Raw genomic sequence first — 21,874 nt, 5'->3', positions numbered from 1 at the left:
GTGCCGGGTTGGCTGGTCGCGCTCCTGGCCGTCGCCTCCGGAATGACGGTCGCCAACCTGTACTACGCCCAGCCCCTGCTGTCCACGCTGAGCGACGTCTTCCACACCAGCACCACCACCGCCGGCGCACTGATCACACTCACCCAGGTCGGCTATGTGATCGGCATGCTCTTCCTGGTCCCGCTCGGCGACCGGCTGGAGAAACGCAACCTCGTCACCGTCCTGCTGGCGATCACGACCCTCGCCCTCGTGGCGGCGGGACTCGCGACCAGCTTCCCCATGCTGCTGATCGCCTCGCTGGTCAGCGGCGCCACCTCGGTCGTGGCCCAGATATTGGTGCCTTTTGCCGCCAGCCTCGCTCCCGACCACGCCCGGGGCCGCATCGTCGGCCGCGTGATGAGCGGCCTGCTCGCCGGCATCCTGCTCTCCCGCACCCTGAGCAGCCTGGTCTCCGACCTCGCCGGCTGGCGCGTCGTCTTCCTCGGCTCCGCCGGGCTCATGGCCCTGCTCGCCGTGGCCCTGCGCGTGGCCCTGCCGCAGCACGCACCGACCACCACCGTCCCCTACCACGCCGTGCTGCGGTCGACCCTCCGGCTGGTTCGCACACACCCGGCACTGCTGCGCCGCGGCCTCTACCAGGCGGCGATGTTCGGCGCCTTCAGCGCCTTCTGGACCACTGTCTCCTTCGTCCTGACCGGTCCCCGTTTCCACTACTCAGAGGTCGGAGTCGGCGTCTTCGCCCTCGTCGGCGCGGCCGGAGCGGCGATCGCCCCGTTCGCCGGACACTGGGCGGACCGGAAGCTGGCACGTCCCATCACCGGCGTCGCCTTCCTGGTCGCAGCCCTGGCCTTCGCGGTCGCCGGGTTCGGCGGACACAGTATTGTCCTGATCGCCCTGGCCGCGATCCTGATCGACATGGCCGTACAGACCACTCTCGTCCTCGGCCAGCACGTCGTCTACCAGCTCGACCCCGCCGCCCGCGCCCGTCTCAACAGCGCCTTCATCGCGGTGTTCTTCATCGGCGGCGCGATCGGCTCCCAGCTCGGCTCCGTCCTCTACCACGCCGGAGGCTGGACCGCCGTCACTGTCCTCGGTGCCGCCCTTCCGCTCATCGCCCTGCTCTACTGGACCACCGAACTCCGACAGCGGGCGACGGCGAATCCGAGCCCGGCGGACCGGTAACGGTGGGCACGGGGTGGCTCGCTCAAGGTCATATGACGGCATCGTGACTTCGTGGGCCGTTCCTGGCTCGTCCGGGAGGGACGACACGGGCGGGAGCGCGGTGTGGGGCCGCTCCCGCCCAGGACGGAGACTCCTGTCAGAGTTGGGAACCGCCGCCGTCCACGGCGAGTTCGGCGCCGGTGGTGAAGGTGGCGTCGAAGGCGAGGAAGGCGACTGCCCTGGCGATCTCGTCGGGGGTGCCCACGCGCAGCATGGGGATGTCGGCGGCCATCTGTGCCTTCGTCTGTTCCGCCGCTTCCGGGGTCATCGACTTCTCCAGGATCCCGGAGTCGATCGGACCGGGGCTGACCGCGTTGACGCGGATCTTCCGCGGCAGCAGTTCGCGGGCCATGCTGCGGGTCATCGAGCGCAGGGCCGCCTTGCTCGCCGCGTATGCGCTGAGCGCGGGAAGGCCCAGCACATTCACGACCGAGGTGGTGAGCACCACGCCACTGCCCTCGGCCAGCAGCGGGACGAGTTTCTGCACCGTGAAATACGGGCCCTTGGTGTTGATGGTCAGCAACTCGTCGAAGAGCTCCTCGCTCGTCGCCTCGAACGGTGCGAATCCGTTCACACCCGCGTTGGCGAACAGGGCGTCGACCGTGCCGAACTCGGCTTTCACGCGGTCGGCCAGCGCGTCGATGTCGGCCAACGACGACGCGTCGCTGCGTACCGCGCTCGCGCTGTCGCCGAGCTGGTCGCGGGCGGCATCCAGCGCAGCCTGATTACGCCCGGTGATGAGCACCCGTGCCCCTTCGCCCACCAGGAGCCGGGCGGTGGCCAGGCCCAGTCCGCTGCTGCCTCCTGTGATCACGACGTTCTTGCCCTCGTACTTGCCCATGGTGGACACCTTCTTTTTCAGGAATCGGCCTGCGGATCATGTCCCTCCGGGGCGGTCACGGAGGGACGGCATCGAGTCAACAGCCGTCTGCGGCAGGGCGTCCAAGACCTGTTTCGCACCCCCTCATGCAGAATCGGTATCACGAGTAGGGTGTCCGCATGCCCGATGAAGTTTCGCCCGCTCCGGCGCTCGATTCCGGCCTGGACATCGACTTGAGGCTGGTGCGGTACTTCACGGTCGTCGCCGAGCATCTGCACTTCGCCCGGGCGGCGGCCGCGCTGCACGTGGCCCAGCCCTCCCTGAGCCGTCAGATCAAGCGGCTGGAGGACACCCTCGGCGTGCGTCTGCTGGAGCGCACCACCCAGGGCAGCGCTCTCACCGCGGCGGGCGCGGCCTTCCTGCCGCAGGCGCGGGCACTCCTGCACTCCGCCCAGCAGGCGGTGCGGGCCGCACGCGCCGCGGCGCCACCGCGCACGATCACCATCGGGTACGTCGAGGACCTCGTCATCACTCCCGCGGTGCGGGACCTGCGCCGCCGTCATCCCGACGCCCATATCCGCACCCGGCATCTGGACTGGAACGAAACCCGCGCCCTTCCCGACGGCCGGGTCGACGTGCTCGTCGCCCGCACGCCGCTTCCCATCCCGGACAGTGACCTGAGCGTGACCGTCCTCTACGACGAACCCCGGGTACTCCTCGTGCCCGCGTCCCACCACCTCGCCGACAAGGAGTCGGTCAGGATGGACGACTTCGCCGACGAGCCTCTGCCGGCCTGTGCCGGCATGGCCGCGGTCTGGAGCGGGTTCTGGCGGCTCGAACCCCGGTCGGACGGCACCCCTGCCCCCATCGGTCCGCTGCTCGTGGACGCCTTCGAGGACAAGCTCGAAGGCGTTGCGGACGGGCGCGCGATCGCCGTCGTGCCCGCGTATGACCGGCGCTACACACTCCGGGACGACATCGCCGCCATCACCGTCGACGACATCGAGCCCTGTCAGGTGGTCGTCGCCGGCCGCGCAGGCGACCACAACCCGCTCGTAGCCCACTTCCGGGAATCCTCGCGCCGGTTCCTCGAACCCCGGCATGAGGAAATGACACATTCCTGAGACGGCCGTCCAGCGACGCGGCCTGAGACAAGGAGAAGGACAACAGGTCACAGCGCCCTCACCTGACAGCGAAACCGAGAACCTGCACGCGTGCCGGAGCGATGCGATGACGTGGTCGTACGCGTTCACCAACGGGGCCGCCAAACCCAGGGCGACGCGGACGCGCGCGAAGACCATGGACATGACGTGCCGCGAGGCGGCCACGCAAGGCGTCCCCGCGGAGAGCCGCGACCTGCTGGAATTCACGACCGCCCGCGCGCGTTCTCACCTCATGGGGACCTGAGGCGGCCATCCGCTGCCCGAGGCACCCGGCGGTTCTTCCCGCGCTGAGACCTTCCAGCACCGGCAGGTGATGCCGGCGGGCAAAGTCACCGGTCGGCATCGGTTGAGCCGGACTCCGGCCGGCGAGAGCGGAAGAGAAGGGGCGTACGTGGATGGGTCAGGCGGATCGCTGACCCGTTGCGGTCTGCGCGGCCGAGGGGTCGAGCTCGAAGAGCTGCAGGCACTGATCGCTTCGGTGGCTCGCACCGGAAGCGGAGGTCTGGCCCTCATCCGAGGGGAACCAGGCATCGGCAAAACCACCTTGCTCGCTGAGGTCGTCGCCAGGGCCCGGGCAGCGGGATTCTCCGTCGGCCTCGGCACGGCCGATGAGCTGCATCACATCGTTCCGCTCTCATCGTTGGCGGCCTGCGTCCTGCACGGCGATCAGCCGCTCGTGTCCGGCGATGCCCTTGTCGATCTCGCGCGCCATCGCGAACAGCGGATCTGGCTGGTGGAGCGCCTGGCAGAGGCGATCGAAACCAGAGCCGACAGCGCCCCGGTGCTGATCGCCCTGGACGATGTGCAGTGGGCCGACCCGCTGAGCCGGTTTGCCCTGAAGCTGCTTCCGGCACGCCTGCGGACCTCGCCGGTTCTATGGATGCTGACCGGGCGGCTGGAGCCCGCTGGTCCAGCGGCCGAGGTCGTCGACGCCGCGACCGGCAACCTCCCGACGGTCACTGTGTCACTGGGGCCCCTCTCCAGCGAGGCGATCGGCCAACTGGCCGGCGACGCGATGGGTGCGGCCGTTGACGAGCGGATACGGGACTTGCTCGACGGAGCCGGCGGAAACCCCTTTCTGGCGGTCGAGATGCTCGCGGGCCTGCGGACAGCCAATGTGTCCGGTGAGTTGGTGCCTCCGGGGCTCGTGGTGGGTGTGCGCGGCAGACTCAAGTCCCTGCGGCCCAGCACACTGCGCTTCCTGCAGATGGGAGCGGTGCTGGGGCGCAGGTTCGGCTTCCAGGACGCCGCCGGGCTCTACGGACAGCCGTCCGGCACATTGATCGCGGCGCTCGAAGAGGCGATGCGCGCCGGACTCCTGGAGGACGACGGCGACCATCTGGTCTTCCGGCATGATCTGCTGCGCCAGGCGGTCTACGTCGACATCCCGCCGTCAGCCCGGAAGGCCCTGCACCGAGAAGCCGCCCACCACCTTGTCTCCACGGGCCACCGGCCGATCGACGCGGTACCGCACATCCTCAAGGGCGCCCTGCCAGGAGACGAGGAAGCCGTGGCGCTGCTGCGGGGAGCCGCTGACGACGTACTTTCGGTCACGCCGGGCCTCGCGGCCGACCTGATGACGCGGGCCCTGGAACTGCTGCCGTCCGCACGACCGCTGAGGTTCGCGGTGGGTGAGCGGGCGATCGTCAGCCTGACACGAGCCGGGAGGAATCGAGAGGCGCTGGCAATCGGCGACCGGCTGCTGGCCGACCAACCACCACTGGAGGCGTTCGGTCGGCTGCAGGCGGCCCTCGGCGGGACGCTGTGGAACATGGATCTGGCGGAGGAGCTGCGCCGCCGCGCCGAAACGGCCTTCGCGATCGGAGGCGCCACCCCGGAGATCGGGGCGAGGCTGGCCGCCCTGCGTGCGCTGGCTTTGTCCCGGGACCATGATCTTGTCGCGGCGCGTGAGGCCGGCGAGACCGCGCTGCGTGCCGCCACCGCGATCGGTGACCGGGAGGCGCACGTCCTGGCCCTGTCCGGACTCGGCGAGATCGCGCAGAACGCCGGCGAAAGCGCCGTCGCGCTGGAGCGCTTCACCGCGCTCAGCGCCGTCGATTCCGCTTTCCTTCCCGAAGAGATCGTCGCGCGCTTGCACGCCGACGACTTCGAGTCCAGCGAACGACTGCTCCTGCGGGCAGCCGACAATGCCGGAGTGACGCGACCGGCGATGTTGCTGTGGGCCCAGGGCCAGTACGACCTGGGGCTCGGCAGACTCGACGACGCCGAGGCCGACTTCGCGACAATGGAGCGCCTGGAAGACGACGTGCAGGTGCCGGTCCAGCAGGTGAACGCTCGCGTGATCCGTTCCCAGATCGCCCTTCTGCGCGGCGATCGGGTAGCCGCGCGGCGGCACCTGGCCGCAGCGCAGGAAAGACTGGCCGTCAAACCGAACCCTGGCAACACGGCCGCGGTGCGCTTCCTGGAAGCCCTCCACGCCGAGGCCGACGGGGACTGCGGCCGTGCCGTCGACAAGATCCGACAGATACAGCAGCAGGGTTTCTTCATGCGCTGGCGGCTGTTGCGCACCTGGGTCGAATCCGCGATACGCATGGCTCTGCGAGGCGCAGATCACGCGCTCGCCGAGGAACTGGCCGCACAGGCCGGAGCCCACGCCGAACGTAACCCGGCTGTGCCCAGCGCCACGGGCCTCGCGGCGCAGGCCCTGGGGCTCGTGAAGAACGATCTCGCGATGCTGGAACACGCCGTAACGCTGCTCAGGACAAGCCCTCGCCCGCTGGTCCAGGCCGCCGCCTACGCCGATCTCGGGCAAGCGCTCCTGGTGGCGGGCCGGAAAGCTCAGGCAGTGGCCGCTCTGACTCACGCCCATGGCACCTTCGCGGAGTCAGGCGCCGACGCCGCGGCGGCACGCGTTCAGCGGGACCTGGACGGCGCGGGGGCCCGCGGCCACCGCGCAGCGACCACGCAGCGCCCCGTCCAGGGCTGGGGATCCCTCACGGCGTCGGAGAAGAAGGTCGCGCGCCTTGTCGCCGGGGGCCACACCAACCGGTCGGCCGCCGACCTCCTCGTCGTCTCCCCGCACACGGTCAACACCCACCTGACCTCCGTCTTCCGCAAGCTGTCGGTCAACTCCCGGGTCCAGCTCGCCAATCTGGTCCTGGCCTTGCCCGAGGACTGAGCGGGCCTGTTGGTACGTTCACGCGATGCTCCGCCGTACCGCGATGCGCTTGGCTGGCAGCCTCCACACTCAGTCGGAGGTCACCGACATGCACCAACCCACCCCCGTACCGCCAACCATCGTGCTCGTACATGGGGCGTTCACGGATGCCTCATCCTGGGCGGGGGTCATCAGCCTCCTTCGCGCCGCCGGATCAAGAGTGTGCGCCCCGGCGAATCCGCTGCGCGGTCTGACGCAGGATGCCGCCTACATCAGGAGCGTGGTGCGTGACGTCGGCGTCCCCGTCGTGCTCGTCGGCCACGGCTACGGTGGCGCGGTCATCACCCACGCCGCTACCGACGGCGACAATGTCGTGGCGTTGTGCTATGTCGCGGCGTTCGGCCTGGACGCCGGCGAGTGCCTCCTGGACATCACGAACCGCTTCGCCGCCATGCCGGTGGCTGATGCGATCTTCACCGCGGCCCTCCCCACCCTGTTTCCCGGCGGCTCGGACGCCGAGCTGTACATCCGCGAGGAACGGTTCCCGCAGGTGTACGCCGCCGACCTGCCGTCCCGCGTCAAGAATGTGATGTCCGTCGCGCAACGCCCGATCGCCCGGAGCGCGCTGACCGGTAGATCCGGCGCGCCGGCATGGGTCACCAAACCGTCCTGGTACGCCGTCGCGACCGCCGACCAGGTCCTCAACCCCACCGCTCAGCGCTTCATGGCACAGCGCATGGCGGCCACCGAACGCGTGCTGCACGGTTCGCACGCCGTTGTGCTGTCACAGCCCGGCGCCGTGGCGGCGATGATCCGGGAGGCCGCCGGACAGGACGCCGGTCGCGGCGACGGCAACGGGCTGCGACACACCCTCTGAGCAGGTGAAGGAAGGCATCGCCACCGGACACCGACAGGGCCTGTCGCGAAAGCGGATCCGGCCGGTGGCCGTCTCGTCTGACGACCACCGGACGCCTGGCCTTCGCACAAACGTTTACGCTCGTCGAGTCGCCGCAGGAGGTCCCGGACCACGCCTGTACCTTCCACCCGACACTTCGGCCACTCGTCTCACTCGGTAAAGGCACCGCCATGATCTCACCGGCCAGCCCCCCGGCGCGGCAGATCGCAGCCCTCTTGGGGAGCGTCGCCTTGATACTGGCTGCCACGGGGTGTGGCGGGGGAACCGGTGCCGGATCCGCCGCGGGCAAGGTCACCTCCATCACCGCACTTGACTACTACACCGACGAATCCGAGCACGCCCAATGGGGCGATCTGCTCACCAGATGCGGCAAAACCGTCGGCGTGAAGGTCGAGCAGACAAGCGTCCCGGCGGCATCGCTCGTCCCACAGGTCCTGCGGCAGGCCTCGTCGCGGACCCTTCCTGACCTGTTGATGCTGGACAACCCCGACATGCAGCAGATCGCGGCGAGCGGCGCGCTGGCCCCGCTGGACCAGTACGGCATCGACTCCAGCGGCTTCGACAAGGACATCCTGTCGGCGGGCACCTACAGAGGAAAGGTGTACGGACTGGCGCCCAACGTCAGCACGGTCGCCCTCTTCTACAACAAGGACATGCTTTCCGACGCCGGTGTCGCCGTGCCGAGGACCTGGGACGAGCTGAAGGCGGCGGCCGCCAAGCTGACCCGCCCGGGACGCTACGGCATGGCGGTCGACGCGAACGCCTCTTTTGAGGGCACCTGGCAGTTCCTGTCCTTCCTGTGGTCCAACGGCGGGGACGAGCAGCGGTTGGACACCCCGCGAGCCGCACAAGCACTCCAGCTGTGGGTCGACCTGGTGAAGAGCGGATCCATGTCGAAGTCAGTGCTGAACTGGACGCAGGCCGACGTCCACGATCAGTTCGTCGCCGGCAAGACAGCCATGATGGTCAACGGCCCCTGGCGGATCCCCTCTCTGAACAAAGCCAAGAACCTGCACTGGGGGGTCGCTTCCATCCCTGTTCCTCAGACGGGGCAGACTCCTGTCACACCGCTCGGTGGCGAGGTGTGGACAGTTCCGCAGAGCGCTTCCAAGGCCCGGCAGGAGAAGGCCGCCCAGGTCCTCGCCTGCCTGAACAACTCCACGAACATGCTCACCCTGGCCGAGCAGCACTTCACCGTGCCCTCCCGCTCCGCGGTCGCCTCCGAGTACGCCGACCGGGTCCCGTCGATGGCTGCCTTTGTCAAAAGCGTCGCGGGGGCCCGGGCCCGTACCAGCGAACTCGGCGTCAGGTGGCCCCAGGCAGCGACCGGGATATACACCGCGATCCAGTCCGCGGTGACGGGTGAGCGAACACCGGAGGAAGCGCTCAAGCGTGCGCAGCGAATCGCGACCGGTGACTGACCTGCCTCCGGATGAGCATCAGGCGAGAAGCGGCGCCGTCACCCCGGGAACGGCCACCACCGTTCTGGCCTCCGTACCGGCGGCCGTGCTCCTGGTCGTCGCTCGGCGCCATGTCGCCGTCGCCAACGGCGGAGCCGTCAAGCGAGAGACGGTCCCGCCTCCGCATCGCGGACCCGCGCCTCTGACCAAGGCCCGGTCCGGTCGGTCTTCGTGGACAAGTCCGGACAGTACCTAGCGGATTCACGCGATGTGTAAGCCCGGTCCCGCTGGCACGGTGTTGCCAAAGCACTGCCGCTGAAGGGGGACATCATGTCGCCGGATTCATCGCGCCTGGAGCCTGACCAACTCCCGGGCACCCTTTACACCACCGACTCTCTGCCCACCCACCGCAGACGGGCGTACTGGTGCGAATCACTGTCCCGTACGTTCGGCTCCGTCGGCACCACCGTCCCCGACGAGGTGTATTCCGGCAAGATCCGCACCGTACCGCTCGGCCGGCTGCGGGCCGTCACCGTGGACGCCGACCGCCTGTCCGCCCTGCGAACTCGCCGACTGATCGCGCAAGGCGGCGACGACGAGTACGTGGTCGTCAAACTGCTGGACAGAGGAGTCGCCCGGCTGGAGCAGGACGGCCGTGAAGCGCTCCTTGGGCCCGGGGACGTCTTCGTCTACGACAGAGCGCGCCCCTTCCGGCTGCACTTTCCCCAGTCCTTCCGCACGAAGTCCCTCGTGCTGCCGAGAGACATTCTCGGTCTGAGCGAGCCCGACGTGACGCGCGTCACCGCGACCCCGATCGGGCCCGACTCACCCATGGGTGGGCTGCTGTCGCCCTTTCTGGCCGGGCTGGTGGACAGCGCGGGGACCTTCCCGCCACACACCGGTGAACTGATGGCCCGCAACATCGTGGACCTGCTCGGCGTACTGGCCCACGAGGGGCTCGGCCGGACGAACGCGGACACGCCCGGCGCGAACCGGGCACTGCTGCTGCGGATCCAGGCGTTCATCGACCGTCACCTCGCGGACCCCGATCTGACCCCGCAGGTCATAGCCCGCGTCCACCGCATATCCCTCCGCCATCTGCACAGGCTGTTCGAGAGCGAAGACGTCACTGTCGGCCGGTGGGTCCAGCGGCGTCGTCTGGAAGAGTGCGGACGCGATCTGGTGCGCCGCGCGAATAGCTCCACCATCGCCGCGGTGGCGCACCGATGGGGCTTCACCAGCGCACCGCATTTCAGCCGGGTGTTCCGGGCGGCCTATGGGATGTCTCCCCGTGAATGGCGCGACACCCAGAGCTTGACGCTGCACACCCCGTCATCCACAGAGCTCATGGATACCTGAGGCCGGTGCCCTGTTCTTCCTCAGGACACATACCGTGCATTCCTCGACAAGATGCATCCATCACGCGGTTTTAGGGTCATTCGCAGGGAATCTTCTTCTGTAGCCATTGAAATGAGGGATGAAATGATCCAGCCTCTTCCCTCAGTTATGTGCATGGTAACGGTGTATGTCCGCGTCCCGGACGAACTGCCGACCCCGCTGCCCGCGGAGCTGCACTACGACATGGCCGACCCCTACGCCGTCCGGCTTTCCATCGGCGCACCAGCGGCCCGGCCCGTGAACTGGGTGTTCGCCCGCTCGCTGCTCATGGAGGGCATGCACCGGCCTACGGGTACCGGCGACGTTCTGGTGATCCCCCCGCACCGTTGCCATACGGGCTTGCTACGCGTCGTCCTGAGATCTGCCGCCGGCGCGGCGCTGGTCGACATCGCGGCGTCGGCGGTCGCCGCTTTTCTGCAAGGAACGGTCTCACGCGTGCCCCCGGGGACGGAAAGCCTTCACATCGACATGGACCGTGCCCTTGCCGAGCTCATGGGCAGACGAGACTGAGGCACATCCGACTGGGCGGAGTGCCGGGGAAATCCGCCTTGGCCGGTGGGTGTCTCAGGCGCCGTGAAACAAAGCCGCCGCCACCGTAAGGGAGTTGGCGGAAGCCGGTTGACCGACAGCGCACCGCCGGTGGCTCCTGAGCGCACCGGACGCCGATGTCACGCGACCAACGGATCAGCCGCCCGGTGTACCTCTCCTGCCCGGCAGCGCACTGCTTTCGGTCCAGGAGCGAACTGCGTCCGCGTCGCATCCCGCGCATTGCGCTGCGAGGACACAAGCGATGCGCCCGGAGGCAATGGATGCCCAGCGACCGGTCCTATGGTGATCTCGGGAGCCGGAGATTCCGAGACCGTCCCGGAATGCGGGGCCGCCGTTTCGGCCCGAGTCGTACACGAAGAGGGCAAGGCGTGGCCACAAGCTCCGTCAAGCTCCGCCCGGCCTCTCCAGACCCAAGGCCTCGTACACCGTCATGGTGAGCAGCCGGTCGCCTCACGGGCCTCAGCCTGGAGGACGCCCACGCACTGGGCCATTTTCCCGTCGGCCGTGACGCCTCAAAGGGCCCCCGCAGGCGGGCCATTCCGCCAGGCCGCCGGGCCGATCGTTATCAACCGAGGGGAAACACCATGGCCTCGCCCGCAGTGGTGGAGATCTCTCGATGGCAGTTCGCCATCACCGCGGTCTTTCACATGAGCTTTCCCGCACTGACCGTCGGACTCTCCATCTTCTTGGCCGTGATGTACACGGTCTACCTCAGGACCGGGAACCCGCTGTATCTCCAGATATTCCGTTTCTGGAAGAAGATATTCGCCGTCGGATTCGGCCTCGGTGTAGTCGCAGGAACCGTCATGACATTCGAGTTCGGCCTCAACTGGGGCAGATATGCTCATGCGGTCGGTCCGATCCTCGGTGTCACGATCGGCATGGAGGTCATCACGGCCTTCTTTCTGGAGGCCGGATTCATCGGCATCATGCTGTACGGCGAAGGCCGGGTACGTCCCCGGACGATGGCGTTCGCCTGCTGGATGCTCGTCGTCGGCACCCTGCTGTCCACGACGTGGATCCTGTCGGCCAACAGCTGGATGCAGGACCCCGTGGGTTTCACCGAGGTCGGCGGCCAGTTCCGGGCGAACGACTGGTGGCACGTGCTGTTCAATCCGGCGTTCACCTACCGGTACCCGCACATCCTGCTCGCGGTGCTGATAAGCGCCAGTTGGTTCATCGGCGGAATCGCCGCCTGGTACCTGGTCAAGCAGCGTGCTCTGCCCTTCGCGCGCCGCACCCTGTCCATCGCCCTGGGAGTGCTGGCCATCCTGATGCCCGTACAGCTGTACGTCGGTGATGCGACCGCGGCGTTCATGGGTGTGCACCAGCCGGCGAAACTGCAGGCATTCGAAGGCAACTGGAAGACCGACAACAACGGCTACAACCTGCTCGTGGTGCCCGACACGGACAAGGCCGAGAACGAGTTCCATGTCGAGATACCGCACCTGGGCGCCGTCATTGGCAAGGACCTGTCCGGACAGGCGAACGTCCCCGGACTGCTGCAGACGCCCAAGGACGAGCGCCCCAACATGTGGTCCGCTTTCTACGGTTTCCGGGCGATGTATTTCAGCGCTCTGCTGATGTTCGGCATGGCGTTCGCCGGACTGGTGTTGCGGCTGCGCGGCAGGCTGTACACAGCCCGGAGGTTCCACCGGCTGATGGTCTGGATGGCCCCCGCCGGTGTCCTGGCCATCAGCGGCGGCTGGATCACCGCCGAGACCGGTCGGCAGCCCTGGGTCGTCTACGGCCTGATCCGCACCAGTGACGCCGTCTCCCACCTCTCCCTCGGCGCGGCGATCGCCAGTCTCACCGGCTTCGTCACCGTCTACGCGCTGCTGCTCGGGCTGTGGATCCGCTACATCGTCCGCACGGTGCGGAGCGGCCCCGAAGAGCTGGTGACCGACGACGACACCACCGTCCGCCCCACGGAGATCAGCCATGCTTGAGTACGCGTCATACGCTCTGGTCCTGTTCGCGCTCGGCGCCTATGTGCTGCTCGACGGCTACGACCTGGGCATTGGCATCCTGAGCCTGTTCGACCGCAGCGACCGGCGGCGCAAGGAGTACAGCGAGCTGATCGCGACCGCCTGGGACGCCAATGAGAGCTGGATCATCCTGGCGGGCGTCGTGCTGTGGGCGGGCCTGCCCGGTGTCTACGCCACCGTGCTACCAGGCGTCTACCTGCCGCTCGTGGTCATGCTGCTCGCCATCGTGATGCGCGGCACAGCCATCGAGCTGCAGAGCGCCGCCCCCGGCTACCGGCGCGGCTGGGGCCTCGTCTTCGGCCTCTCATCGCTGGTGGCCGCTCTGTGCCAGGGCCTCGTGGGCGGGGCCGTCCTGTCCGGACTGCCCCACCGCGGCGGGGAGTTCACCGGGGGCACCTGGGACTGGCTGACGCCCTACAGCGTGCTGAGCGCCCTGGGGCTCACGGCCGTCTACCTGTTGGCGGGTGCCGCATGGCTACAGGACAAGACCACGGGTACCGCCCACGAGCGGGCGGGCCGACTGGGCCGACCGCTGCTTCTGGTGGTCACGGCGAGCGCTGTCGTCCTGGCGTTCGGGCTGCGGCTCGCCGACCCGCAGCACCTGCGCTTCGACCAACCGCTCCGCGCGGCGCTGTTCGGCCTCGCGGTGGCGGTGGCCGTGACATGCGGGGCGATCGCGTGGTACGGCTTCGGCCGCCGGCCGGACTGGCGTCCGTTCGCAGCCGTGGCCGGTGCGGAGGCCGCGGGCCTGCTCGCCCTTGTCGCCGCCACCGCGCCCGTCGTCGTCCCACCCGACCTGACCGTGCACGCGGCCGCCGGCCCCCACGGGACACAGCTCTTCCTGCTCATCGGAGTGGGCGGCTGCATACCGGTCGTCCTGGCCTACAACATCTACGCGTGGTGGGTGTTCCGCGGGAAGTTCGCCCAGCCGCCGGCCCCCACCGGCGCATCGGGCCCGTCCGGCGGCGCGGCCGCCGCCGAGCGGCCCACGGTGCGGGCGCCGGCCGAGGACAACGGTCCGTGGGCGGCCGTTGTCGGGCGACGCGTGCTCCTGACGCTGCTGGCCGTCGCGGTGGCCGCACTCTCGCAGGACGTCTTCGGCGGCGTACGGGCGTGGATCGGCCCGGCCGGGATCGCGGTGTGCTCCGTGACGGCACTCGCTGTGTGGATCCGGTCCGACCGCCGCTCCGCCGCCGCCGGCGAATTCGACCTCCGGGCAGCCGAGAAGTGAACGACATCGCCGGCCAGCTCGCCGGGCTCGGCCGGGACGACGAAGGTCAGCAGCGGACCGCCGGACCGCTCACCGCGTGGGCGGCGGTCGGCGAACCCGCGTTCCGGCGAGCCGGCACTCTGCGCGGGCTGGCGGCCGTGGGCCATGTGCTGTGGGCCGCGGGGCTGGGCCGGGCGGCCCAGGCCGCGTTGCGGGCCCCGCACGGGGGCGTGGCTCTGGCTCCGGTGCTCTCCAGTGCGGCTCTGGTCGCCGCCGGGCTGCTGCTGCGCACGGTCCTGCTCGCGGCGGCCGACCGGGTCGCCGACAACGGGGCGGCCGCGGTCCAGGACCACCTGCGCGCCCGCCTGCTCCTGGCCGCACTCCCGACGACGGGCACTCCACCCGAGGAGGTGTCCGACGCCGCTCTCGGTGAGGCGCTCGACAGCGAGGTGGGCCGGCTGACCCAGTGGCTGACGACGTACGTCCCCGCCCGGCGCGCGATGCTGCTGGGAAGCGGCATCATCCTGGCCGCCGTGCTGGTGGGCAGTTGGGCCGTCGCACTGCTGTTGGCGCTGGCGACCCCGTTGCTGCCGTTCAACCTGAAGGTGATCGGCATGGGTACCCGCGCCGCCGTGCACGCCCAGCTCACTGCCACCCGGAGGCTGAGCACTCACCTGCTGGATCAGCTCCGCGGACTGCCCACGCTCGTCGGCCTGGGGGCCGGGGAGGAGGCGGTGCGCGAAACCGAGGCGGCCGACAGGGAACTGGCCGAGCGCACCCACACCGTGCTGCGGGTGGCCTTCCTCTCGACCGCCTGGATCGAACTCCTCATCACCGTGGCCATGGCCGTTGTCGCCACGTACTGCGGGCTCGCCCTGCTCGGCTACCTCGACCTGCCGGTGGTCCCCTCCACCATGAGCCTGGGCACCGCGCTCTTCGTACTCGTCCTGACCCCGGCGTACTTCGCCCCTGCCAGGGAACTCGCCCGCGGCTACCACGCCCGTGCCGAGGCGTCCGCGGCTGCCGAACTGATCTTGGAAATCATCGACCGGGCTCCGGCCGCACCGGCCATCACTCCCCCGGCCCGCGTGCCCGCCGCGCGGTGTCCGAGCCTGCCGGACCCGGCCGGCGTGATCGTGGAGGAGGTGACGGTGCGGTATCCGGGTCGCGACGACGTGGCCCTGGACGACGTCAACCTGACCGTGCGGCCCGGTTCGGTCGTGGCCATCAGCGGGCCCAGCGGCGCCGGAAAGACCACGCTGCTCTCCGTGGTGGCAGGCCTGCGCGAACCGGACCGCGGGCGGTGTCTGCACACCACCGGTCCCAGAATCCTGCCCGCATCACCCTCTCTGACGGCGTGGGCCGGCCAGCCCTCCTATCTCCTCCCGGGCACGCTGCGCGACAACCTGCTGCTGGCCCGGCGCGACGCCGACGACGAGCAACTGACCGCGGCGTTCGGGACACTGGGCTTCGAGGATCTGCTGGCCGCGCTTCCGCAGGGCCTGGGGACCCGGGTCGGAGAACGCGGTTATGGGATGTCCTCCGGGCAGACGCAGCAATTGGTGCTGGTCCGGGCACTGCTCCGCGACACACCGCTGCTGTGCCTGGACGAACCCACCGCCCATCTGGACCCGGGCGCCGAGGCCCGCGTCATCGGCGCCATCGGAACGCTCGCGCGCAGCCGCACCGTGCTGCTCACGACACACAGCCGGGCACTGCTCGACATCGCCGACGACGTCGTGCGGCTGAGCCAGGGACGAGTGTCCCGGACCAGGGAGACACGGTGAGCGCGTTCAGACTGCTGTGGACGGTGGCGGACCACCGGGCACGCCGAGACCTGCTCTTCGCAGCGGTGCTCGCCGGAACCGCCGAACTCTGCGCCGCCGGACTGCTGGGGGTGTCCGGCTGGTTTCTGACTTCCTGCGCCGTGGTCACCGCACAGGCGAACACCACCTGGTCGTGGATGTACCCCTCGGGGACGGTCCGAGCACTGGCGCTGGGCCGCACCGGTCTGCGCTACGGGGAGCGTCTGGTCAGCCATGGCGCCCTGCTCGGCGCGACCGTCTCGCTGCGCTCACGGATGGTTCGCGCCGCGACCACCGTGCCGGCGCGCGAACTGCGCGACCAACGTGACGGCGTCCTGATGACCCGGCTCACCAGCGACGTCGGCGCGGTGGGCGGGATAGCCGGCCAGGTCGTCCCGCCGCTGGCCGGAATCGGTGTGACCGTCACCGTCGTCGTCACGCTGCTGCTGGTGGCAAGCCCGCCGGCCGGCGCGGCCGAACTGCTGCTGCTCGCCTTCTCGGCGGCCACCGCCGTAACCGCGGAGAAAGCGAACAGCAGCCACCAGCGGACGGCCGCGGTGGCCCGTGCCGCCGCACGCACCGCGTTGCTCAGCGCCCGCTCCGCTCTTCCGGAATTGCGCTGCCTGGACGCCGTCGACCTGGTCCGCGGTCAGGTCGCCGAGGCGGTCGGCCGGGCCCGGCGGGCCGAGGCCGAGGCCGCGTCGCTGATGCGCCGGACCCGGCTGCTGCTGCGGCTGCTGGCCATGGCCGGTCAGACAGCGGTGCTGGTCCTGGCGTTGTCCGGCCCCGTCCTCACCCAGCCGGCCGCCGACGCCATCGGCGAGGTGCTGCTGGTCGCAGCCGCTTACGAGCTGATGGAGACACTGCCCCAGGTGCTCCGCGACCACGGCCTGGCAGCCGATGCCGCCCGGCGACTGACGGATCTGGCGAGCCGCGCGCTCCCCAAGGGGCCGGGACCCGCGTCTTGTGCGACTCCGCCGCTCGCGGGGCCGAAAACACTGGTGGTCCACCACGTGCCCGTGGGCGGCGGCGACGACCGCACCTGGTGGTCCGCGGTGATCGAGCCACGCGGTGTCATCGTCGTCACCGGGCCCAACGGCAGTGGGAAAAGCACCCTGTTGGAGACACTGGCAGGACGCATCGCTCCCGCCGCGCCCGGATCGGTGCTGCTCGACGGTGTGCCCATCGAGTCCCTGCCCGCCAGGATGATCGCCGATACGCTCACTCTCGTCGAGGCGGAAGACTGGATCGCCGACGCGACCGTCGCCGAGAACCTCCGGCAGGCCGCTCCGGGCTCGGACGACGACACACTCCGGGCCGCGCTCGCGGCAGCGGCCCTGGAGGGGCTACCCCTTCACACTCCGGCGGGCCCGCTGGGCAGTGCGCTCTCGCAGGGCCAGCGACGCCGCTTGGTGATCGCGAGAGCGGTCCTGCGGGCGCCCGCGGTCCTCCTGCTCGACGAGCCGACGGCAGGCCTCGACGACCGTACGGCGGTGCGGATGCTGACGGGCGTCCGCCGCGCCCTGCCCGACAGCGCCCTGGTGATCGCCCTACCGGACCGGTTCGACGACCGGATACCCTTCGCCGCATCCCACATCCTGCGGCTGAAGCCACTCCCCTGAGGGCTGTCCGGGCGGGCGCGCGACGACAGCTACGGCACCTCGCCCGCATGGTCTCCGTACGGCGGCCGCTGCCGGGGGCCGGCGGTCGCCGCCCGGGTGCGGGATGGAAGTCCCGGCTTTCTCCTCGCCCTTCAGCAGCGGTCGCCCGGGGCGTGTGCTGTGCGGGATGCCGAAGCCAGTGCCGATGTACGTGCACAACTCAGCCGGCGGCACGCGGCCTGGTGAACGCGGTGTCGGCCCCTCACCCGAATCGCGGATGAGGGGCCGACGCCGCGTTCACGACTGCGGCTTGGTCCAGGCGGCGTTGGAGGCCGAGAGGCGATGGGTGGCTATGGAAGTCACCGCGAGCAGCACCAGCACCAGGCCCAGGGTGAAGCCGAGTCCGGCGTTCTGCAGGAGCTCGGCACCGGCGAGGGCTCCGAGGAACATGACCAGGACGGACAGGATCCGTCGGCCGGGCCGGGGCGCCGTCCCGCCGGCCGGAGTGGAGTCCGCGGCCAGTCCCGTCAGAGTGAGGGTCAGGACGGTCGTGGTCAGGTCGGGTACGCCGAGTCGCCGGGCGACCGCGTTCTGCGTTCCCATGGCGAGGCCGAGGAGCACGATCAGGGCGTACTGGACCGTGGTGGTCACTCTGCCGTCGGTCACCGCGGCTGTGATGACGGCCACGGTGACGAGCCCGACCTGCAGTGCCGTGGCAAGGGTCAGCAGCCGCCCGCGGTGTGCCGCGAACCGGGTGCCGACCCGTCCTCCCATCAGCGCGCCGACGAGGAACGAGGCTATCGCGACGATGGAGGCGAGCGCGGACAGGCCCTTGGCGCCCGCCAGGGCGAACCCGAGGAAGACGACGTTGCCGGTCATGTTGGCGACGAAGACGTGCCCGAGCGCCAGGTAGCTCACGGCGTCGACGAGACCGGTCACCGCGGTCAGCGTCAGCATGAGGGGTGGCAGCGGGCCGTGCCGGTCTCCGCTGGGCGGGACGAGCGTGCGGACCACGTCAGTCAGCAGCTTGTGCATGGGGAGTCCTTCGATCGGGAGCGGGCGTGCGGTGCAGTACCACTCGGGTGAGCAGTCCGCTGACCGGGCCGATCACGATGACCGCGAGGGAGACCCACAGCGGCCAAGGTGTCAGCCCGAGAACGTGGTCGGCCGACCAGCGGCCGGGGCCGGTCAGGGCCAGCACCGCGGAGACGGCTACGAGGACCAGCGGGTACTCGTAGCCGTCGTCCTGCACCCAGAGCCCGTTGTGCCACTTGACGGTGCTCGCGACCGTCATCACCCCCATGGCGGCCATCGCCGCCGCGGGGGTGAGCAGTCCGATCGCCAGGAACAGGCCGGCGCCGACCTGGCTGCCGCCCGCGGCGAGAGCGGTGAGCCGGCCACCGCGGAATCCGTCGTGCCGGAACTCCTCGGTTCCGCCTGACAAGCCCTTGCCTCCCAGCCGGAAACTGACCTTCTGCATTCCGTGTCCGGCGATGAGAAGGCCCGCTACCAGCCGGAGGACCAACAGTCCGGTGTCCATACGCGTTCCTGCCTGTCTCTGGCGTCCGTCGACGACCGTGTGAAGAGGTCAGCCGGCCGCGTGGGCGCCGATGAAGGCCTGCGCGTACACCAGGCCGAGCCCGTAGGCGCCGCCGTTCTCCTTCACCACCTGCGTCACGGCGCCGTACGTCTCGGTACGGGCCCAGTCGCGCTGGAGCTCCAGCAGCACCTGCACCCAGGTCACCGGGATCGCGCCGGCCTGGACTGTGCGCTGGATGGCGTATTCGTGGGCCTGCGGGCTGACGCCGCCGGACGCGTCGGTGACCACGTAGACCTCGTAGCCCTGGGCGAGCGCGGAGAGCGTGGGCAGGACGACACAGACCTCGGTCCACAAACCGGCGATGACGAGCTTCTTGCGACCGGTCGCCTTGACCGCCTCGACGAAGGCGGCGTCCTCCCAGGCGTTCATCGTGCTGCGGTCGATGATCTCCTGGCCGGGGAAGACCTCGGCAAGCTGGGGCATGATCGGACCGGAGAAGGACTCGGCGGCCACGGTGCTCAGCACGACCGGCACGTCGAACACCTTGGCGGTCTTCGCCAGGCCCACCGTCGAGTTGATGATCGCGGTGCGGTCGCCGCTGCCGGTACCGAAGAACATCTGCGGCTGGTGGTCCACGAACAGGACCGCGCAGTTGTCCGGGGTCAGCAGGTCCGGGCTGGGGGCCGCGGTGACATCGGAGATGTTGACCATGAGAGAGCCTTCCAATTGTGTTGTGATCACGGATGGGCGTCCGCTTCTGAGAGCAACCGCCCGGCGGGCGGCGCGAGTTGGGGTGGTGCCGGGACAGGCGGTTCGTGACCGGGCCCGTCCCGGGAGATCACAGGAAGAAGCAGGGGTCGAACAGCGTGCTCGCGGGCTCACGGGTGAGACCGCGGCGGGCGCGCCACTGGCGGTGCTGCTCGGACTCGGCGACCGCCTGGCCGAGCAACTCGGCTTGGCGCGTGCCCGTCAGGCCGGCTCGGGGCGTGGCCTGGTAGCCACCGAAGTACGCCACCGGGCTCCAGCCCGGACTGACCGGCGGCAGTTCCTCGTCCAGGCCCTCGTACTCGGCGGTGGCGTAGACGATCCGGCCGCCGACAACGGTCAGCAGGGACTCGATGTGCGCGATGTCCGGCTCGGGCACGGTGAAGTAGTCCTCGGACAGGACCGCGAGGTCGCCGAGGTAGCCCGGCCGCAGGACGCCCTTGACACTCGCCTCGCCGGTCAGCGCCGCACCGGCCTCGGTGAACATCGACAGCGCCGTCCGCCGGTCGACCCGGTTGTGCGGCGGTCGGACGACGAGGTCGCCGACGGTGCGGCCGGTGATAAGCCAGTGCAGGGCGATCCACGGGTTGTAGGTGGAGATCCGGGTGGCGTCGGTCCCGCCGCCGACGGTCAGGCCGCGTTCCAGCATGGCCCGGATCGGAGGCGCGTCCGCGGCGGCACCGGGGCCGTAGCGGCGTACGAACGCCTCGCCCTGGAAGGACAGCCGGTTCTGCACGGACATGGCGCCGCCGAGGGCGGCGACGCGATCGAGACTGTCCGCGGAGGCGGTCTCCGCGTGGTCGAACAGCCACCGATTTCCGGCCGGGAAGAGCCCTTCCGCGGCAAGCTTCTCGAATACCGCGAGATCTCGGCGGATGGTCTCGTCATAGGTGGCGTGCAGCCTGAATCCCCAGCCGTTCTCCATGAGGAGACGTACGGCCTTCTCGAATTGCTCTTCGTAGTCGGCGAGTTCCGGTCGCGGCTCGGCGAAGTTCTCGAAATCCGCCGCCGCCCAGGTGAGGTTCTCTCCGGCACCGTTGAGGCGCAGCCACTCGTCCCCGTCCTCGGGTCTGGCCATTTCGATCCAGCGGGTGAGATCGTCGATCTCCTGGCCCGCGGTCTGTGGGAACAGGTGATAGGCGATGCGCAGCGACAGTTGACCGGCCTTGGCCAGTTCGATGACCGTGCTGTAGTTGTCGGGGAAGTTCTGGAACCCTCCGGCCGCGTCTATCGCCGACGTGAGGCCAAACCTGTTCAGCTCCCGCAGGAAATGACGGGTCGAGGTCTTCTTGTCCTCGCCCTCCAGCACCGGAGCGTTGGCCAGGGTCGAGTAGAGGATCAGGGCACTGGGAGCGGCCAGCAGCATGCCCGTGGGCTCACCGTCCCGGCCCCGCACGATCTGGCCGCCCTTGGGGTCGGGGGTATCCCGGGTGAATCCGGCGGCCTTGAGCGCCGCCCGGTTGAGCACCGCGGACTGGTACAGGTGCAGAACGAACACCGGGACGTCCGGCGCGGCGGCGTTCAGCTCGGCGACGGTCGGCAGCCGCCGCTCGGCGAACTGCTCGGCAGACCATCCGCCCACCACCCGCACCCACTGGCCCTTGGGAGTGCGCGCCGCCTGCTCGCGCAGCATCGCCAGGCCCTGGCGCAGCGTGGCGACACCGTCCCACCGCAGCTCCAGTACGTAGTTGAGTCCGCCTCGGATGACATGCGCGTGGGCGTCGTTGAGGCCGGGCACCATCCGACGGCCGAGGGCGTCGACCACCTTTGTGGCAGGGCCGACCTGAGAGGCCACGTCGTTGTCGTCGCCGACAACCGTGATGACACCATCGCGGATGGCGATCGCCTCGGCCTGCGGGCGGCCCGGGTCTCCTGTGTGGATCTTCGCGTTGCGGACCACGAGGTCCGCGGCGTTGTCGGTGGCGTGGGGAACCAGCCCACCGACCGGCATCGGGGACACCTTCGACAACCTCCTGCGGGATGAAAGGCGTCGATTTCATTCGGATCGACTGCCATACGCGTCGTCAGCGGCGGGCCGGAGAGAAGGCGGAGACGCGTGTTACCGCGCCCACGCTGAACTGATCCGCGTTCCGGGTGGGCTTTCTGCGCGATGCAGAGCCCCGGACCCGGTGACCCACAACTGCTGGCGACGCAAAGCTATTTCGAGCCGAAGCGTCTGTATGACCCGGCAGCGCACAGGCTGCGTTCCGACAGCGCACTGCCTCCCTCAGGACTGTCCCAACCGGCCAGGGTCCGCCGCGCGGGAAGGCTTGACCGAGAGCGAACGCGGGCGCGAACGCCGAGCACAGTGCGCTGACGGGTGCAAAGTCATGCGCTGCAGGACAAGCCGGTCCGCGTTCTCACACCTAGCGTCGCCCTG

Annotated in this window: 16 protein-coding genes; 11 read left to right on the top strand and 5 right to left on the bottom strand. The window is 69.6% G+C overall.

All coding sequences use genetic code 11. The features are described from left to right. Positions 1–1,182 (top strand): MFS transporter, encoded by a 1,182-nt coding sequence (locus tag PV679_RS09345; protein WP_416069680.1) that lies wholly within the window; start codon positions 1–3, stop codon positions 1,180–1,182. Positions 1,183–1,318: 136 nt separating this feature from the next. Here PV679_RS09345 and PV679_RS09340 read toward each other — a convergent pair whose 3' ends face one another. Beyond that, the gene (locus PV679_RS09340; RefSeq protein ID WP_319679626.1) at positions 1,319–2,062 is read right to left on the bottom strand and encodes a glucose 1-dehydrogenase; all 744 of its coding nucleotides are present in this window, start codon (positions 2,060–2,062) and stop codon (positions 1,319–1,321) included. 158 nt (positions 2,063–2,220) lie between these two features. On the opposite strand from PV679_RS09340, the gene PV679_RS09335 reads away from it, so the two are divergent. The 10 genes from PV679_RS09335 (at position 2,221) to PV679_RS09290 (ending at position 17,210) form a co-directional block, all read left to right on the top strand. Beyond that, entirely contained in the window at positions 2,221–3,165 is a 945-nt protein-coding gene (locus PV679_RS09335; protein ID WP_319679625.1) for a LysR family transcriptional regulator, read from the top strand. A 430-nt stretch (positions 3,166–3,595) separates the two neighbouring features. Further along, positions 3,596–6,343: a helix-turn-helix transcriptional regulator gene (locus tag PV679_RS09330; protein WP_319679624.1), complete on the top strand. Its 2,748-nt coding sequence runs from the start codon at positions 3,596–3,598 to the stop codon at positions 6,341–6,343. A gap of 43 nt (positions 6,344–6,386) precedes the next feature. Then, positions 6,387–7,199: an alpha/beta hydrolase gene (locus PV679_RS09325; protein ID WP_319679671.1), complete on the top strand. Its 813-nt coding sequence runs from the start codon at positions 6,387–6,389 to the stop codon at positions 7,197–7,199. Positions 7,200–7,468: 269 nt separating this feature from the next. Further along, positions 7,469–8,659: a sugar ABC transporter substrate-binding protein gene (locus PV679_RS09320; RefSeq protein ID WP_319679623.1), complete on the top strand. Its 1,191-nt coding sequence runs from the start codon at positions 7,469–7,471 to the stop codon at positions 8,657–8,659. Between the two features lie 309 nt (positions 8,660–8,968). Then, entirely contained in the window at positions 8,969–9,997 is a 1,029-nt protein-coding gene (locus PV679_RS09315; RefSeq protein ID WP_319679622.1) for a helix-turn-helix domain-containing protein, read from the top strand. Positions 9,998–10,120: 123 nt separating this feature from the next. Next, positions 10,121–10,546, top strand: a complete 426-nt coding sequence (locus PV679_RS09310; RefSeq protein ID WP_319679621.1) for an SsgA family sporulation/cell division regulator — start codon at positions 10,121–10,123, stop codon at positions 10,544–10,546. A 623-nt stretch (positions 10,547–11,169) separates the two neighbouring features. Then, positions 11,170–12,534, top strand: a complete 1,365-nt coding sequence (locus PV679_RS09305; protein WP_319679620.1) for a cytochrome ubiquinol oxidase subunit I — start codon at positions 11,170–11,172, stop codon at positions 12,532–12,534. After that, positions 12,527–13,804 (top strand): cytochrome d ubiquinol oxidase subunit II, encoded by a 1,278-nt coding sequence (locus PV679_RS09300; RefSeq protein WP_319679619.1) that lies wholly within the window; start codon positions 12,527–12,529, stop codon positions 13,802–13,804. The genes PV679_RS09305 and PV679_RS09300 overlap by 8 nt, the downstream gene beginning before the upstream one ends. Beyond that, positions 13,801–15,570, top strand: coding sequence for an ATP-binding cassette domain-containing protein (locus PV679_RS09295; protein ID WP_319679618.1), 1,770 nt, complete (start codon positions 13,801–13,803; stop codon positions 15,568–15,570). Before PV679_RS09300 ends, PV679_RS09295 begins: the two co-directional genes overlap by 4 nt. Further along, positions 15,567–17,210 carry an ATP-binding cassette domain-containing protein gene (locus PV679_RS09290; RefSeq protein ID WP_319679617.1) on the top strand — a complete coding sequence of 548 codons (1,644 nt, stop codon included), beginning with the start codon at positions 15,567–15,569 and terminating at the stop codon, positions 17,208–17,210. The genes PV679_RS09295 and PV679_RS09290 overlap by 4 nt, the downstream gene beginning before the upstream one ends. 276 nt (positions 17,211–17,486) lie before the next feature. Here the strand turns inward: PV679_RS09290 and PV679_RS09285 are convergent, their stop codons facing one another. The 4 genes from PV679_RS09285 to PV679_RS09270 all read right to left on the bottom strand — a co-directional run bounded on the left by PV679_RS09285 (position 17,487) and on the right by PV679_RS09270 (position 21,445). Further along, entirely contained in the window at positions 17,487–18,224 is a 738-nt protein-coding gene (locus PV679_RS09285) for a YoaK family protein (RefSeq protein ID WP_319679616.1), read from the bottom strand. Beyond that, positions 18,205–18,729: a DoxX family protein gene (locus tag PV679_RS09280; RefSeq protein WP_319679615.1), complete on the bottom strand. Its 525-nt coding sequence runs from the start codon at positions 18,727–18,729 to the stop codon at positions 18,205–18,207. Before PV679_RS09280 ends, PV679_RS09285 begins: the two co-directional genes overlap by 20 nt. Before the next feature lie 48 nt (positions 18,730–18,777). Further along, positions 18,778–19,440 (bottom strand): hydrolase, encoded by a 663-nt coding sequence (locus PV679_RS09275; protein WP_319679614.1) that lies wholly within the window; start codon positions 19,438–19,440, stop codon positions 18,778–18,780. A gap of 127 nt (positions 19,441–19,567) precedes the next feature. Then, positions 19,568–21,445 carry an amidohydrolase gene (locus PV679_RS09270; protein ID WP_319679613.1) on the bottom strand — a complete coding sequence of 626 codons (1,878 nt, stop codon included), beginning with the start codon at positions 21,443–21,445 and terminating at the stop codon, positions 19,568–19,570. Positions 21,446–21,874: the final 429 nt, after the last annotated feature.

The organism is Streptomyces sp. AK02-01A (genome assembly GCF_033795305.1).
In the GTDB taxonomy this organism is placed as follows: domain Bacteria; phylum Actinomycetota; class Actinomycetes; order Streptomycetales; family Streptomycetaceae; genus Streptomyces.
This window is presented reverse-complemented; position numbering and strand designations above follow the sequence as displayed.

Bases quoted from the DNA above. Each gene is read 5' to 3' on its own strand.
- PV679_RS09340 (WP_319679626.1), bottom strand. From the start codon at position 2,062: ATGGGCAAGTACGAGGGCAAGAACGTCGTGATCACAGGAGGCAGCAGC.
- PV679_RS09335 (WP_319679625.1), top strand. From the start codon at position 2,221: ATGCCCGATGAAGTTTCGCCCGCTCCGGCGCTCGATTCCGGCCTGGAC.
- PV679_RS09325 (WP_319679671.1), top strand. From the start codon at position 6,387: ATGCGCTTGGCTGGCAGCCTCCACACTCAGTCGGAGGTCACCGACATG.
- PV679_RS09315 (WP_319679622.1), top strand. From the start codon at position 8,969: ATGTCGCCGGATTCATCGCGCCTGGAGCCTGACCAACTCCCGGGCACC.
- PV679_RS09310 (WP_319679621.1), top strand. From the start codon at position 10,121: ATGATCCAGCCTCTTCCCTCAGTTATGTGCATGGTAACGGTGTATGTC.
- PV679_RS09305 (WP_319679620.1), top strand. From the start codon at position 11,170: ATGGCCTCGCCCGCAGTGGTGGAGATCTCTCGATGGCAGTTCGCCATC.
- PV679_RS09300 (WP_319679619.1), top strand. From the start codon at position 12,527: ATGCTTGAGTACGCGTCATACGCTCTGGTCCTGTTCGCGCTCGGCGCC.
- PV679_RS09285 (WP_319679616.1), bottom strand. From the start codon at position 18,224: ATGCACAAGCTGCTGACTGACGTGGTCCGCACGCTCGTCCCGCCCAGC.
- PV679_RS09280 (WP_319679615.1), bottom strand. From the start codon at position 18,729: ATGGACACCGGACTGTTGGTCCTCCGGCTGGTAGCGGGCCTTCTCATC.
- PV679_RS09275 (WP_319679614.1), bottom strand. From the start codon at position 19,440: ATGGTCAACATCTCCGATGTCACCGCGGCCCCCAGCCCGGACCTGCTG.
- PV679_RS09270 (WP_319679613.1), bottom strand. From the start codon at position 21,445: ATGCCGGTCGGTGGGCTGGTTCCCCACGCCACCGACAACGCCGCGGAC.